Source organism: Hymenobacter arcticus (assembly GCF_054779975.1).
In genome coordinates, this window is the sequence record NZ_BAAGXF010000002.1 from 324,863 (window position 1) to 340,137 (window position 15,275).

Genomic DNA, 15,275 nt, shown 5'->3' on the forward strand with positions numbered 1-15,275 from the left:
CTGGGCGGCGGGGCTCGGGCCGGGCTACCGGGCCGGCTATCTTTGCGCCAGCCCGGTTGGTGGTACTACCCCATTGCCAGTCCTTTGCGCCGAAAAGCAGCGGCTACTTTTACGCGTCGCTGCTTTATTCCGCCTTGCTTGTTTTATGCCCAGCCCCACTACTATGGAGCCGCCCGCTACCGCCGCCGCCCGCCTGCGGCGGTGGGGCAGTCAGTCCGAAAATCAACTGCTGCTCGCGCTCGCGGTACTGGCTTTTTTTCCGCTTTTATTTGAGTTGGGGCGCAACCCAGTGCAGTTTTGGGATGAGTCGCGCCTGGCCCTCAACGCGGCCGATGTGGTAATTAACGGCCACTGGCTGGTGCCCCACTACGGCCCGGAACCCGACCACTGGAACACCAAGCCCCCGCTGCTCATCTGGCTGCAGGCCTTGGGTATCAAGCTGTTTGGCTATTCGACCTGGGCCCTGCGCCTGCCTACGGCCCTGGCCGCGGTGGGCACGGTGTTCCTCGTGTTCCGCTTTGGGGCGCGGGTGCTGCGGCAGTCACTGGGCGGCTTTTTTGGGGCCCTGGTGCTGCTCACCTGCGCAGGGTTTGTGAAGCTGCACGTTGCGCGCACCGGCGACTACGACGCGCTGCTCACGCTGTGGGAAACCATTGGATGGGCGTGCTTTTTCCAATACCTGGAAAATGGCCGGCCGCGCTACCTCTACTGGCTGGCCGCCGCCCTCACGGCGGCCGTGCTCACCAAAAGCGCGGCGGGCCTGCTGGGTATTCCGGGGTTGGTATTGTATGCGCTGGGGCAGCGTAAGCTGCTGTGGCTGCTGCGCCAGCCGCGCCTCTACGCGGCGGCGGGCCTGGGGGCGGCCATCATCATCGGGTACTATGCCGGCCGCGAGGTGCTGGACCCGGGCTATTGGAAAGCCGTGAAATACAATGACTTAGGTGGAAGATTCCTCGAGAATCAGGGCGATAGCAGCGCGTGGTACTACTACCTGCGCAGTATGCAGAAAACCACGCTTGCGCCGTGGCTGTGGGCCATTGGGCCGGCGCTGGCCCTGGGCCTGTGGCGGGCCACGGGGCTGGTGCGGCGCGCCATGTGGCTGCTGGCCTCGTTTAGCGGTGGCTGGCTGGTAATGGTGAGCGCTTCGGCCAGCCGGCACGACTGGTACGACGCGCCCCTGTACCCGGCGCTGGCCCTACTGGTGGGGCTGGGCCTCGCCATTTTTTACCAAGACCTGATGGGGCTCTATCTGCCCTGGCTACGCCGCTGGCAAGGCCGTGCCTTGCAACTGGCGCTGGTGCTGGGCGTGTTTTTTCTGCCCTACCAGGCTATTATGGAGCAGATTATCGGGGAGCGCCACAGCAATTACGGCAACGGCCCCGATGGCTACCTGGGCCACTACCTGGGGGCCGTTGTGCAGGCGCAGCCGCAGCTCAAGGAGCTGACCGTGCTCTACGAAGGCAACTACAACGGGATGCTGGGCTACTACCAGATTGCGTACCAGGCCCAGGGTGTCAGCCTCAACAACCGCCCTGGTGCCACGGCCCGCACCCTGGCACCGGGCTCGGTCGTGGTCGTTTGCAACCCCGACTTCCGGGCGCGGCTGGACTCTACTTTTCGCCTGGTGCCGCTGCACGAAGAAGCGCCCTGCCAAACTGTGCTGCTGCTGCCCCGCGCCAAGTAGTGCCGGGCCGCTGGGCAAATCGCGCCCGCCGAATTAAAACAAGTCTGCCAATCGCTATAATTTTTAGTTACAATGGGTGCCTTTTCGCTTCGCCAGCAGCTGACGTACGCTTGTCTGCTTTTTGTGCTGCTGCTGCTGCTGGTGCCCCGTGCGGGCAACGAAGGCGATGGAAATTACTGGCTCGCCTGGAGCAGCTACATTTTCGAGCACGGCCTCAGTAATATTTATCAGCTGGAAAGCAACAACTATAACCCCCTCTACCACTACATCTTGTGGCTGTATGATGCCCTGCTGGGGAGCCTGGAAAAGGTGCAGTACTACTTCCGGTTTTTGAAAGGCTTCACGCTGATTTTTGATTTTGCCGGCGCGTTTTGGGCCGCCTCGCTGGTGCCGGAGCGCGAGCGGCGCTTTGGCCTGGCCCTGCTGCTGCTCTTCAACATCGGCTACCTCTACAACACCCTGATTTGGATTCAGGTAGACAGTATCTACACCTTCTTCGCATTTGGGGCGGTGGTGCTGGCCGCCCGGCGGCACCCAGTGGGCAGCGCTATGCTTTTTGTGCTTGCCCTAGCAGCTAAAACCCAGGCTATCATATTTTTGCCGCCGCTGCTGCTGCTGTGGGCTCCGCAGTGGTGGCATCGCCCGTGGGGCCTGGTGTGGGCCGCGCTGGCGGGCACGGGGCTGGCCGTACTGGTGCTGGCGCCCTTCATCTGGGGCGGGTGGGAAAACGGCCTGCCGCGCATTATCGCCATCAACCTGAACGCGGCCGAGATGTACCCCAAAATTTCGATGAACGCCTACAACTTCTGGTACCTGTTCATACCCGATAGTGAGCTGTTGGTTGCCCTCGACACGCTGCCTTTTGCGGGGCTCACGTACCGCCATTGGGGGCTGCTGCTCTTCTTTGCCACCTCGGCGCTGGCTCTATGGCCGCTTTTTATGGCGGCCGTGCGAGGCTTGCGCGTGCCCCGCACCGGAGCCCGGCCAGCGGCCCCTGATATGCCGCTGGTGCTGCTCAGTTGCGGCATTGTGCCGCTGCTGTTTGCCTTTTTCAATACCCAGATGCACGAGCGCTACTGGCACGCGGCAGTGCTTTTTTTGGCCGCCTATGGCTTTCTACGCCGCGATTACCTGCCCTACGTGCTGGTATCGGTGGCCTACTTCCTCAACCTGGAAAACATTCTGCGCCACTTGCAGCTGCTCAACTACGGCACGCTGGTCTTTCAGCAGTGGTTTATTGCCTGCTTGTTTGGGCTAACCATCCTGCTGGTGCTCCTAAAGATATACCGGCGGGCTCCCTGGCGCACCGGGCAACTGGGGGCTTGGCCCCCGGCGGTGCGGCCGGTGCTCACCACGCCGGAGACCGTTGGGTGAAAGGCTAATTATAGTATAAAATATTGATTGTTAGTAATTTATGAAACAAGCTTGGTTCCGCCTGACTACCCAAGCTTCCTGGCAGGTGGTGCTCCTGGCTTTGGTGCTGCTGCTGGGCGGGGGCGTGCGCGTAGCGCAGCTTGCGCACAATCCGCCCGGCTTCAACCAAGACGAAGCCGCCAGCGCCTACGAGGCCTACGCGCTGGCCGAAACGGGCCAGGATAAGTGGGGCAACACCCTGCCGGCCTATTTTCCGGCCTGGGGCAGCGGCCAGAACGTGCTGCTGGCCTACCTCACGGTGCCCGTAATCAAGGCGGTGGGGCTGAATATTTTTTCGGCCCGGCTGGTGCCGCTGGTGCTGGGGCTGCTCACGCTGCCGCTGTTTTTTCTCAGCCTGCGGCCGGTGGGGCGCTTTCCGGCGCTGCTGGGCACGCTGCTGCTGGCGCTGGCCCCCTGGCATTTTATGCTTTCGCGCTGGGCCTTAGAAAGTAATCTAGTGCCGTTTTTTATGCTGCTGGGCTGCTTTTGCCTGTCGCGGGCCTTCCTCACCGGGCGGCGGCGCTGGATTGTGCCCTGCCTGCTGCCGTTTGCGCTCAGCCTCTACGCCTACGGTACTACGGTGGTGGTGCTGCCGGGCATGTTTGCCGTGGTGGCGCTGCTGGGCTTCGGCCACCTGCGGCGGCAGTGGCAGAGCTGGCTGCTGGCGCTGGTTCTTTTCGGGTTGGTAGCCAGCCCCTTTTTGCTGTTTTTTGTGGAGAACTACGTGGTGGCCCGCAACTTGGCCTGGACCGATGGGCTCTTTTTTGCCACGCCCCTGCTGCCCGCCACGCGCATCAGCCAGCTGGCCGGCACGCACTGGACTGACATCGTGGGGCAGAACATGGGCTTTTTGCTGAGCAGCTTCGACGATAGCACGTGCTACAACCTCCTGCCCGGCTACAAGCTGCTCCTCAGCCTCACGCTGCCCTGGGGGCTGGTGGGCGGGGTAGTGGGCGGCTGGAAGCTCGTGCGGCGGCGGGGCCGGGCGTTTGGCTCGCCGGCCAGCCTCGTGCTGACCATCTTTGGGGCTTGGGGCCTGGCTGCGCTCGGTTTGTTTTGCACGGTAGAATTGAACGTCAACCGGTTCAATCACTTTTATCTGCCGTGCATGGCGCTGGCCGTTTGGGCTATCTCCTTAACCATCAATAGCTTTTTGCCCAGTGTGCCCCGGCCGGCCCTGCGCCTGGCCGTAGTGGCCTGGGTGCTGCTGGAAGGCGGGCTGGCGGTGCGGTACTATTTCACCGAGTACCCCAATGGCCCCATCAAAGCACAGTTCAACGACGGCCTGGCCGAAGCCTTTGGCGCGGTAGAGGGCATGTGGGGCCTCGACCAGGTGCGCATCACCGACCAGATTCCCCTGCCCTACGTCTACGCCTTGTTTTATTTGCGCTATCCCCCGGCTCAGTTTCAGCGCGAGGTAAAGGTGCAGGTTAGCGGAGGTACCTACCAGGTGCGGCGCTTTGGCCGGTACGCGTTCACCGCCGCCGAGCTGCCGCCCGGCCGCGCCTACGGTTACCTGTCGCGCAAGAACGAGTACGGCAGCCTGCCCCGACAAGTGATTTTTACCAACGACGCCTGGGAGGTTGGCGTTGTCAAGGCCGCTGCTGCTGGTCAGTAGTGGCCCACCGCCCAGTCTGCGGCGGCCTTCCCACCCGCCCTTTCGTTTATTTGCACCCGCATGGACTTATCCGTAGTTATTCCCATCTACAACGAAGAAGCCAACATTGGCGAGCTGCACCGCCGGCTGTCGGCCCTGCTGGCCCCCATGGCGCTGCCCGGCGGCTACGAGCTTATTTTCGTCAACGACGGCTCGCGCGATGCATCCCTGCCGCAGCTAATGCAGCTGGCCGAGCACGACCCCGGCCACGTGCGCTATCTTAGCTTCAGCCGCAATTTTGGCCACCAGATTGCCGTCACGGCTGGCCTCGACCGGGCCGAAGGCGATGCGGTGGTTATTATCGATGCCGACCTGCAAGACCCCCCCGAGCTGATTCCGGGCCTCTACGCCAAGCTGCGCGAAGGCTACGAGGTGGTATACGCCAAGCGCCGCTCGCGCCAGGGCGAAAGCGTGGCTAAGAAGATGACGGCCAAGCTGTTCTATCGAATATTACGGGCCATGACGCACGTTGAGATTCCGGTCGATACCGGCGATTTTCGCATTATCTCGCGCAAAGTGGTGCTGGCCCTGCGCCAGATGCCCGAGCAAAACAAGTTTTTGCGCGGCCAGATTTCCTGGATTGGCTACCGCCAGACGTTCCTGGAGTACGACCGCGCCGAGCGGGCCGGCGGCGTCACGGGCTACACCTATTCCAAGATGCTGCGCTTTGCCCTCGACGGCATCACGGCCTTCTCCGACGTGCCGCTGAAGGCGGCCACCGTGGGCGGCTTTTTCGTGTCGGGCCTGGCCTTCGTCGTCATTCTCTACACCCTCTACGAGCGGTTTGTGGTGCGGCAGTACCAGCCGGGCTGGGCCTCGCTGATGGTGAGCATCTTGTTTCTGGGTGGGGTGCAGCTGATTGCCATCGGTATCATTGGCGAGTACCTGGCGCGCCTCGGGGCCAACGTGCGCCAGCGCCCCCTCTACATCGTTTCGGAGGGCAATCTGCCCGCGCCACCCATGCGGCCCCTGGCCTAGCAGCTGCGCACTGGCCGGCAGTTTTCGGCGTTTACGGGCTAAAAACAGCAGGTTATGCGGTATCAAGTGAAAAAGGTGCAGGCTGCCGGGCGGTGGGCAGGGTGGGGGCTACCCCGCATTTGGGCAGCGCTAGGTTGTCTGGTACTCAGCCTAATAGCCTACTCGGGTGCGGCTCGCCCCGCCGCGCCGGCCGACACACTGGCCCCCGTATCGGAGGCAATGGTGCGGTACTACCTGGCGCGCTCGCTCTCAGTGCCCGTGCTCAATGCCCCCAACCTGACCATGGCGCGGCGCATGGCCCTGATGCGTTGGGCTACCACAGCGGGTATGCGCCTGGCCGGGCGGCAGGGCGGCTGGTGGGCCACGCCATCGTCAGACGAAGTCGTGCGGAATATTGTTGATACAGTGCGCGTTAACGCGAAACGACTGCACGCGTTGAAGCCGGATATTGTGGTGCAAGGCTGCATTTTTGAAATAATAGAGCCCCACGTCAGCAACCTGACCGTGCCCAACCGCCTGCGCACCGAGTTTGGGGAGGACACCCTGGCCGCGCCAAGCCGCCATTTCCGCTTCGCGGAGATGATGTACCCCGATTATTACGCGGCCACCGACACCCACCACTACCGCTGGGATGGGCGCCCCCCCGGCCAGGCCCCCGGCGTGCCCGACCTGAGCCGCTCCGAAACCCAGCTCTGGTACTACTACTGCGCCGTATTACAGCTCAATGCGGGTTGCGAGGCCCTGCATTTTGGCCAGATTATGCTGCTCGGCGACCGTGACCCCGGCCACCGCGCCGCCTGGAGCCTGCTGCAACGGGTGCGCCGCTACGCCCGCACCCGCAACCGGGGCTTCGTGCTCTGCGATGCCCATACCCACGGCGAGTACTACGACCCCAACCCGGCCGCCCCGCTGCCCGATTCGCTCCGGCAGCTACTGTTCGACTTTCACTCGTGCCCGTTGCGGCCCTTCGAGGCCGATACCCTGCGCGCGGGCACCCACGCCGCCTACCTGGCCGTAGACCCCGAAGCCCGGCCCACAGGGGCTATTTTTTGCCGCAGCAAGGGCGGGCGGGCGCCGGGCGGCTGGCTGTGCCGCCACCTGCCTGCCCAGGCCGAGTTTGACAATGGCCCCACCGGCACGCCCGACCAGCCGGGGCAATGGCCCACCGTGTGGGGCCGCGATGAAATATCGTGGTATGGTAACCAGCCTTCGGCTTATCGCAGCCGTTGGCTGATTTACGCCCAGGCCCGCATCCGGCAGCTCGACCCCGACACTTACTTTCAGCCGGCCGGGGCGCGGGGCGTGTCGCTGGCCACTTATCCGCAGGGCTGGTACCTGGCCACCGAGGCTGGCCAGGCCGAAACCATCCGGGCCATTTGGGCGGGCGAAACTGCTACCGAAGGCGCGCGCCTGCTGCTCATCGGCCCGCCCGCGCCCTAAGTGGCCCGATACTGGCTAGGTGGCCTAACCCCGCTTAGCCTGTTACCTTTGCGAGCGCAAAACCGTACCCCGCCCCGTGGCCGAACCCGCAGCCGACTTTTACGCCCATCCTACTGCCGTGCTCGACGCGGGCTGCCGCGTGGGGGCCGGCAGCCGCATCTGGCACTTCTGCCACCTGGCGGCGGGCGCTGTACTGGGCGAAAACTGCTCGCTGGGCCAAAACGTGTTTGTGGCCGACGGCGTAACGCTGGGTTGCAACGTGAAGGTGCAAAACAACGTGAGCCTCTACGGCGGCGTGGTGTGCGAAGACGACGTTTTCCTGGGCCCCTCGGTGGTATTTACCAACGTCAAAAATCCGCGCGCCGCCGTGCCGCGCCGCGGTGAGGGCCACTACCAACCCACTCACTTAGCGCGCGGTGCCAGCATCGGGGCCAATGCCACGCTTGTCTGCGGCATCCGGCTGGGGCGCTACGCATTTGTGGGTGCGGGTAGTGTGGTGACCAAGAATGTGCCCGCTTTTGCCTTGGTATATGGCAACCCCGCGCGGCAGCACGGCTGGCTGAGCGCCCACGGCCACCGCCTCACGTTTGATGAAGCTGGCCGCGCCACCTGCCCCGAAAGCGGTGAGAACTACCAATTGAGTCCCGATAAAAAAACAGTGTTAATTATGGATTAGCTCGGTGTGCTCAGCTTTATAAGCCACTCAGCGTCAACTCATAATTCATAATTCATAACTCATAATTAAAAACGAAGTGTACGACGAACTCCTCCGCAAAGAAGCCAAGCTGGCCGTGATTGGCCTCGGCTACGTGGGCCTGCCCATCGCCCTCGAATTTGCCAAGCAACTCTCGGTTATCGGCTTCGACATCAACGCCGGCCGGGTGGAGATGATGCGCAACCACCAAGACCCCAGCGGCGAGCTCGACGGCGCGGCGTTCGACGGCTGCGACATCACCTTCACCGATTCGCTGGACGTGTTGCGCGAGGCGCAGTTCTTCATCGTGGCCGTGCCCACGCCCATCGATGAGCACGCCCAGCCCGACCTGCGGCCGCTGCTCGGAGCCTCGGGCTCGGTAGGCAAGGTGCTGAAAAAGGGTGATTACGTGGTGTTTGAGAGCACCGTGTATCCTGGCTGCACCGAGGAAGACTGCATTCCGGTGATGGAGAAGTTCTCGGGCCTGAGCTTTGAGAAAGGTGATTTCAAAGTTGGTTACTCGCCCGAGCGCATTAACCCCGGCGACAAAGAGCACACGCTGCGCCGCATTGTGAAGGTGGTGAGCGGCTGCGACGCCGAAAGCCTCGACACCGTTGCCAAAGTGTATGAGCTGGTGGTGGATGCCGGCGTGCACCGCGCCAGCAGCATCCGGGTGGCCGAGGCTGCCAAAATTATCGAAAACACCCAGCGCGACGTCAACATTGCGCTCATGAACGAGCTGTCGATGATTTTCGACCGCATGAACATCAACACCTACGAAGTGCTCGAAGCGGCCGGTACCAAGTGGAACTTCCTCAAGTTCAGCCCCGGCCTGGTGGGCGGCCACTGTATCGGCGTAGACCCGTACTACCTGACCTACAAGGCCAAAGAGCTGGGCTACGACGCCAAAGTTATCCTGAGCGGCCGCACCACCAATGATAACATGGGGGCCTACATCGCCCGCAAAACGGTGCAGATGATGATTAAACGCGGCAAGGACGTGGCCAAAAGCCGCGTGCTCGTGATGGGCGCTACCTTCAAGGAAAACGTGGAGGATATCCGCAATTCCAAGGTGGCCGACGTCATTCAGGAGCTGAAAAACTTCTCCGTGAACGTGGACATCGTGGACCCGCACGCCGACTCCAACGAGCTGCACCACGAATACGGTTTCCGCCTCACGCCAGCCGACAAAATCCGCACCGATTATGATGCTGTGATTGTGGCCGTCAGTCACTTACCTTACGTTGATAAGGACGAGGCGTACTTCCAGTCCATCACCGCCGACAACGCCGTGCTGGTCGATATCAAAGGCCTCTACCGGGCCAAGCCCATGCAGGAGCTGCATTACTGGAGCCTATAGGGTAATGGTTAATCTACTAATGGTCAATGGTTAACGTAACCTGTAAGAAGGAGTGTTGATTGTCAGCCATTAACTATTAATCATTAAAAAATTAATCACTATGAAAAAGATTCTGGTTACTGGCGGGGCCGGCTACATCGGCTCCCACACCGTGGTTGAGCTGGCCCAGGCGGGCTACGAGCCGGTTATTATCGACAACTTCAGCAACTCGCAGGAGTCGGTGTTGGCGGGCTTGCGCGCTATTTTGGGCCGCGACGTGCCGTGCCACCGCATCGACTGCGGCGACGCCGAGGCGCTGCGTGGGGTGCTCAAGCAGGAAGGCAACGTGCAGGGTGTCATTCACTTCGCGGCTTTTAAAGCGGTGGGTGAGTCGGTGGCCCAGCCACTCAAATACTTTCAGAACAACGTGGGCTCGCTGCTGACGCTGCTGGAAGTGCTACCCGAGTTTGGCGTAGAGAGTCTTGTGTTTTCGTCGTCCTGCACGGTGTATGGCGTGCCCGATGCGCTGCCCGTGACGGAGGCCACGCCCACCAAGCCCGCGTCGTCGCCCTACGGCCGCACCAAGCAAATGTGCGAAGACATTGTGCACGACCTGGCCGCTGCCCCCGGTAATAAGCTGTACACCATCTTGTTGCGCTACTTCAACCCCATCGGGGCGCACGAGTCAGCCAAAATTGGTGAGCTGCCCTTGGGCACGCCCAACAACCTGGTGCCTTTCATCACGCAAACGGCCGCCGGCATTCGCGAAAAGCTGACCATTTTCGGCAACGACTACGACACCGTGGACGGCACCAACGTGCGCGACTACATCCACGTGGTGGACCTGGCCCAGGCGCACATCGCCGCCGTGCAGCGCCTGCTCGACCGCAAAGCCAGCGATACCGTCGAAACCTTCAACGTGGGTACCGGCCACGGCAACTCGGTGCTCGAAGTAGTGCAAACCTTTGAGCAGGCCACCGGCCAAAAGCTCAACTACGCCATCGGCCCCCGCCGCCCCGGCGACGTGCCCGCCATCTACGCCGATGCCACCAAAGCAGCTGAGGTACTGGGCTTTAAAACAAGTACTTCGCTCTTCGACTCGCTGGCCAGCTCCTGGAAATGGCAGCTTACGCTTGTGCGGTAAGCTTTAGCTTGCCGTGTGTGCAGCTAATTGATTACTAATGCATTAACTTATTTGGAATTTATAACGGCAAGCTGAAGCTTACCGCACATCCATGAAAATCCTCATCACCGGTGGTGCCGGCTTTATCGGTTCGCACGTGGTGCGTCTGTTCGTCAATAAGTACCCCGCGTACCAGATTCTCAACCTCGATGCTCTTACCTACGCGGGCAACCTGGAGAACCTGCGCGACATCGAAAACGCGGCTAACTACCAGTTTATCAAGGGTGACATTGCCGACCAGTCGTTTATCGACCAGCTGTTTGCCAACGAAGAGCCGGATGCCGTGATTCACCTCGCCGCCGAAAGCCACGTGGACCGCAGCATCACCGACCCCATGGCGTTTGTGAAAACCAACGTGATTGGCACGGTAAATCTGCTCAACGCCGCCAAGAACCTGTGGAAGCCCAAAGGCTTTGAAGGCCACACGTTTTACCACGTGTCTACCGATGAGGTGTACGGCTCGCTGGACTTTGGCCCCGAGATGTTTACCGAGGAAACGTCGTACGACCCGCGCTCGCCCTACTCGGCGTCGAAGGCCAGCTCCGACCACTTTGTGCGCGCCTGGCACCACACCTACGGCCTGCCCATCAAGCTCAGCAACTGCTCGAACAACTACGGCCCTAACCACTTCCCCGAGAAGCTGATTCCGCTGGCCATTCACCGCCTGCGCACCGGCCAGAAAGTGCCCGTGTACGGCAAAGGTGAGAACGTGCGCGACTGGCTTTTTGTAAAAGACCACGCCACGGCCATCGACGCGGTGTTTCACAACGGCAAGCTGGGCGACACCTACAATATCGGCGGCGTAAACGAGTGGCAGAACCTCAAACTTATTGAGCTGCTGTGCGATGTGGTGGACGAGAAAACCGGCCAGCCCGCCGGCACCTCGCGCCAGCTCATCACGTTCGTAACCGACCGCGCCGGCCACGACATGCGCTACGCCATCGACTCGAGCAAAATCATGAACGAGCTGGGCTGGAAGCCGAGCGTGACTTTCGAGCAGGGCCTCAGCCAAACGGTTGACTGGTACCTCGCCAACCAGGAGTGGCTGGACAACGTGACCAGCGGCACCTACCAGGACTACAACGCCAAGCAGTACGCGGGCCGCTAATATCTTGTTTTGAGAACGTCATGCTGACGAAGGAAGCATCTCTACCGCTTCGTTGCATCGATAATGATTAGTTACGCAGTAGAGATGCTTCCTTCGTCAGCATGACGTTCTGATTGAATACTCCCACGATGTACGAAACTCCTTTCACCGACCAGCCACTGGGCGAGCTCAACTTTCTGGTAACCGGCGGGGCCGGCTTCATCGGCTCCAACCTGGTAGAATACCTGTTGAAGCACGGTGCCAAAAAAGTGCGGGTGCTGGATAACTTCTCCAACGGCTTCCGCAAAAACCTGCGCCTGTTTGAGGGCCACGCGGCGCTGGAGGTGCAGGAAGGCGATATCCGTGACCGAGAGGCCTGCGCGCGTGCCGTGCAGGGCATGGACGTGGTGCTGCACCAGGCGGCGCTGGGCTCGGTGCCGCGCTCCATCAACGACCCCGTTACGACCGATGAGGTGAACGTGGGCGGCTTCGTGAAAGTCCTGTTTGCCGCCAAGGAGGCCGGCGTGAAGCGCTTCGTGTACGCGGCCTCGTCCTCGACCTACGGCGACCACCCCGGCCTGCCCAAGGTGGAGGACCGCATTGGCAAGCCACTCTCGCCCTACGCCGTGACTAAGTACGCCAACGAGCTGTACGCCGACGTGTTTGCTCGCACCTACGGCATGGAGATTATCGGCCTGCGCTACTTCAACATCTTCGGCCCGCGCCAGGACCCTGGTGGGGCATATGCCGCGGTTATTCCGCTATTTATCGACGCAATTCTGGAGGAAAACGCGCCTACTTTGAACGGCGACGGCGGCCAAACCCGCGACTTCACCTTCGTGGCCAACTGCGTGCAGGCCAACATGCGGGCCGCGCTCACCACCAACCCCGAGGCGCTGGGCCAGGTCTACAACATTGCTGTGGGCGACCGGACCTCGCTGGTGCAGATGTACGACATCCTGCGCGAAGAAGCCCACTCGACCCTAGAGCCCAAGTTTGGCCCCAACCGCGCCGGCGACATCCGCGATTCGCTGGCCGACATTACCAAGGCCGAAACCCGGCTCGGCTACGCTCCGCAGGTGCGCATTCGGGAGGGCTTGCAGCAAACGCTGAGCTGGTTTAAAGCCAACCAGGACTTTATTGCTGAGCGCAATTAATTGCTTAGTAGTTACTTAGGCTAAATTGGTATGGGAACTTGGGGAAGTGATAATTTCGGCAACGACCACGCCTTAGATTACCTGGCCACCATCTGCCAGCCGCTGGTTGAAAAGCTAACGGCTATCGTCGGAAACCCCTCATTGGCCGAAGCTGACGAAGATGGGTGGGTGGAGTGCATGGTGGCAGTGGAAATATTGACCTTGCTAGGAAAGTACTATTCCAGTGCCGCCCTCACGCCTCAATTAGTTGCTACTTGCCGGGATATTGTCCTAGCTGAGTGGCTGGCTACTATTGACGATTTAGACCCGGACCCGGCCTACAAAGCCGAGCGGCCGCTGGTCATAAAACAATCATTTGATAAACTGCTGGCGGTGATAAGCGGCTGATAACAGGGTTTACCAAAGTCAAATACAAAACGCTGAGTTAAACTCTCCCTATGAAAGGTATTATTCTGGCCGGCGGCTCCGGCACCCGGCTGCACCCCCTCACGCTGGCTGTTTCGAAGCAGCTTATGCCCGTCTACGACAAGCCGATGATTTATTATCCGCTGTCGATACTGATGATGGCGGGTATTCGCGAAATCCTCATCATCACCACGCCCCACGACCAGGAGCAGTTTAAGAAGCTGCTGGGCGATGGCCAAAACCTGGGCTGCAACTTCCAGTACGTAGTGCAGGAAGTGCCCAATGGCTTGGCCCAGGCCTTTGTGCTCGGGGCCGATTTTATTGGCCAGGATAAGGTGGCGCTGGTGCTGGGCGACAACATCTTCCACGGCGAAGGCATGGAAGAGTTGCTGAAAGCTAATAGCGACCCCGACGGCGGCGTGGTCTACGCCTACCACGTGCACGACCCCGAGCGCTATGGCGTAGTTGAGTTCGACGAAAACAAGGTGGCTCTCAGCATTGAAGAGAAGCCTACCAAACCCAAGAGCAACTACGCGGTGCCCGGCCTGTACTTCTATGATAATGAAGTAGTTGAGATTGCCAAGAACCTGGAAATGAGCCCGCGGGGCGAGTACGAAATCACGGACGTGAACCGCGAGTATCTAAGCCAGGGCAAGCTCAAAGTAGGTATCCTGGGCCGCGGCACGGCCTGGCTCGACACCGGCACCTTCGAAAGCCTGATGCAGGCCGGCGAGTTTGTGCGGGTGCTGGAGCAGCGCCAAGGCCTGAAAGTGGGCTCCATTGAGGAAGCTGCTTATCGCCAAGGTTTTATCGATGCCGACCAGCTCCGCAAAATTGCCGGCCCGCTGCGCAAAAGCGGCTATGGCGATTACCTGATGAACCTGCCCGACCAGCTGGTAATGGGCGCGTAAACGGTAAATGAGTAGGTGAGTAAATGAGTAAAGTCTCTGCTAGGAGAACATTACTCATTTACTCACCTACTCATTTACTGATTGAGTATGAGCCGGAACGTGGTGCCTTTGCCCACCTCGCTCCACTTCACAAATAGTCGCCCCTCGTGGTAGTTGTCGATGATGCGGCGGGCCAGCGCCAGGCCCAGGCCCCAGCCGCGCTTTTTGGTGGTGTAGCCGGGGGTGAACACGTTTTCGAGCTTGTTGCGCGGAATGCCCTTGCCCGTATCGGTGATATCGATGGCCACCTGGGGGCGCGGGGTGCGGCGACGCCACCACTGCCGGCGGGGTTTCACGGCCCGCAGGCGCAATGTGATGGAGCCGCGGCCGTCCATGGCGTCCACCGCGTTTTTGCAGATGTTCTCCACCACCCAGTCGAAAAGCGGCACGTTGAGGCAGGCCGGCGTGTCGAGCGGCAGGTCGGTTTCGATGGTGAATTTCACCTTGCGCGACACCCGGCTCTCAAGGTAGGCAATGGCGTTGCGCGTAGTTAGGTAGAGGTTTTCGGCCTTGAGCACCGGTACCGAGCCGATGTTGCTAAAGCGCTCGGTAATGATTTCCAGGCGCTTGATATCCTTGCCCAGCTCCTCCACAATGGGCTCATCGTGAAAGCGTTCTGACTGCCGCAGGTACTCCTGCCAGCCCACGAGTGAACTCAGCGGCGTGCCCAGTTGGTGGGCCGTTTCCTTGGCCAGGCCCACCCACACCCGGTTTTGCTCGGCGCGCCGCGAGTAGCTGAAGGCAATGTAGGCCATCATGGCCAGCGAGGCGATAACGGCCAGCGCCGCCAACGGGTAGGTGCGCAGCTGCCGCAGTAGGCGCGAATCCTGGTAAAAAATGTAGTTGCGGGTGCCGCCCGCCAGCTCAATCACAATGGGGGGGTGGCGCTGCTGCATATCGAGCAGCACGGCCTGCAAGCGCCGCAGCGAGTCGGCCAGTGGCAGGCGCGGGGGAATGCTCAGGTTTTTGGCGTCAATGATGTTGCCGCCATCCGTTAGAATAACGGGGATGGTGGTGTTGGCCTCAATAATCTGCTCTTGCAAAAATTGCAGGTTTTTGGTGTCTTCGGTGCTAATCAGGTAGCGTAGGGTTTTGGCGTACAGGTCAATCTGCCGCTGCTCGCGCTCCGAAAGGCGTTGTACTAGCACGTTGGTGTACACCACCGTAGCCCCGGCAATGAGCAGGGCCATGAGCAAGACCAAGAGCTTGATGCGCGATTTTTGGTCCGAAAAGGGAAGAAGCATAAGAAAGTAAAGGTCGGGCGGGCAGCCCAGAGCGCAAGTTGCCG

General features: G+C 60.8%; 13 protein-coding genes. 12 read left to right on the plus strand and 1 reads right to left on the minus strand.

From position 1 onward, the window contains the following. Positions 1 to 145 precede the first annotated feature (145 nt). From ACYVGC_RS04920 to rfbA, 12 genes are all read left to right on the plus strand, one after another. The gene (locus ACYVGC_RS04920; protein WP_460582675.1) at positions 146 to 1,684 is read left to right on the plus strand and encodes an ArnT family glycosyltransferase; all 1,539 of its coding nucleotides are present in this window, start codon (positions 146 to 148) and stop codon (positions 1,682 to 1,684) included. Between the two features lie 72 nt (positions 1,685 to 1,756). Continuing rightward, on the plus strand, positions 1,757 to 3,058 hold the full coding sequence (locus tag ACYVGC_RS04925) for a hypothetical protein (RefSeq protein WP_460582676.1): 1,302 nt from the start codon (positions 1,757 to 1,759) through the stop codon (positions 3,056 to 3,058). A 40-nt stretch (positions 3,059 to 3,098) separates the two neighbouring features. After that, positions 3,099 to 4,715, plus strand: coding sequence for a glycosyltransferase family 39 protein (locus tag ACYVGC_RS04930; RefSeq protein ID WP_460582677.1), 1,617 nt, complete (start codon positions 3,099 to 3,101; stop codon positions 4,713 to 4,715). Positions 4,716 to 4,775: 60 nt separating this feature from the next. Continuing rightward, complete coding sequence (locus ACYVGC_RS04935; RefSeq protein WP_460582678.1) at positions 4,776 to 5,732, plus strand: glycosyltransferase family 2 protein; 957 nt, start codon at positions 4,776 to 4,778, stop codon at positions 5,730 to 5,732. A gap of 54 nt (positions 5,733 to 5,786) precedes the next feature. Continuing rightward, entirely contained in the window at positions 5,787 to 7,172 is a 1,386-nt protein-coding gene (locus ACYVGC_RS04940) for a hypothetical protein (RefSeq protein WP_460582679.1), read from the plus strand. A 76-nt stretch (positions 7,173 to 7,248) separates the two neighbouring features. Next, entirely contained in the window at positions 7,249 to 7,848 is a 600-nt protein-coding gene (locus tag ACYVGC_RS04945; RefSeq protein ID WP_460582680.1) for an acyltransferase, read from the plus strand. Positions 7,849 to 7,924: 76 nt separating this feature from the next. Then, positions 7,925 to 9,226, plus strand: coding sequence for a nucleotide sugar dehydrogenase (locus tag ACYVGC_RS04950; protein ID WP_460582681.1), 1,302 nt, complete (start codon positions 7,925 to 7,927; stop codon positions 9,224 to 9,226). Positions 9,227 to 9,326: 100 nt separating this feature from the next. Continuing rightward, complete coding sequence (gene galE / locus ACYVGC_RS04955) at positions 9,327 to 10,349, plus strand: NAD-dependent epimerase/dehydratase family protein (RefSeq protein WP_460582682.1); 1,023 nt, start codon at positions 9,327 to 9,329, stop codon at positions 10,347 to 10,349. A 91-nt stretch (positions 10,350 to 10,440) separates the two neighbouring features. After that, positions 10,441 to 11,496 (plus strand): dTDP-glucose 4,6-dehydratase, encoded by a 1,056-nt coding sequence (gene rfbB / locus ACYVGC_RS04960; protein ID WP_460582683.1) that lies wholly within the window; start codon positions 10,441 to 10,443, stop codon positions 11,494 to 11,496. Positions 11,497 to 11,624: 128 nt separating this feature from the next. Then, on the plus strand, positions 11,625 to 12,632 hold the full coding sequence (locus tag ACYVGC_RS04965; RefSeq protein ID WP_460582684.1) for an SDR family oxidoreductase: 1,008 nt from the start codon (positions 11,625 to 11,627) through the stop codon (positions 12,630 to 12,632). Positions 12,633 to 12,662: 30 nt separating this feature from the next. Beyond that, positions 12,663 to 13,019: a hypothetical protein gene (locus ACYVGC_RS04970; RefSeq protein WP_460582685.1), complete on the plus strand. Its 357-nt coding sequence runs from the start codon at positions 12,663 to 12,665 to the stop codon at positions 13,017 to 13,019. Between the two features lie 50 nt (positions 13,020 to 13,069). Beyond that, the gene (rfbA, locus tag ACYVGC_RS04975) at positions 13,070 to 13,948 is read left to right on the plus strand and encodes a sugar nucleotidyltransferase (protein ID WP_460582686.1); all 879 of its coding nucleotides are present in this window, start codon (positions 13,070 to 13,072) and stop codon (positions 13,946 to 13,948) included. Positions 13,949 to 14,022: 74 nt separating this feature from the next. Here the strand turns inward: rfbA and ACYVGC_RS04980 are convergent, their stop codons facing one another. Further along, positions 14,023 to 15,231, minus strand: a complete 1,209-nt coding sequence (locus ACYVGC_RS04980) for a nitrogen regulation protein NR(II) (RefSeq protein WP_460582687.1) — start codon at positions 15,229 to 15,231, stop codon at positions 14,023 to 14,025. Between the last annotated feature and the right edge of the window lie 44 nt (positions 15,232 to 15,275).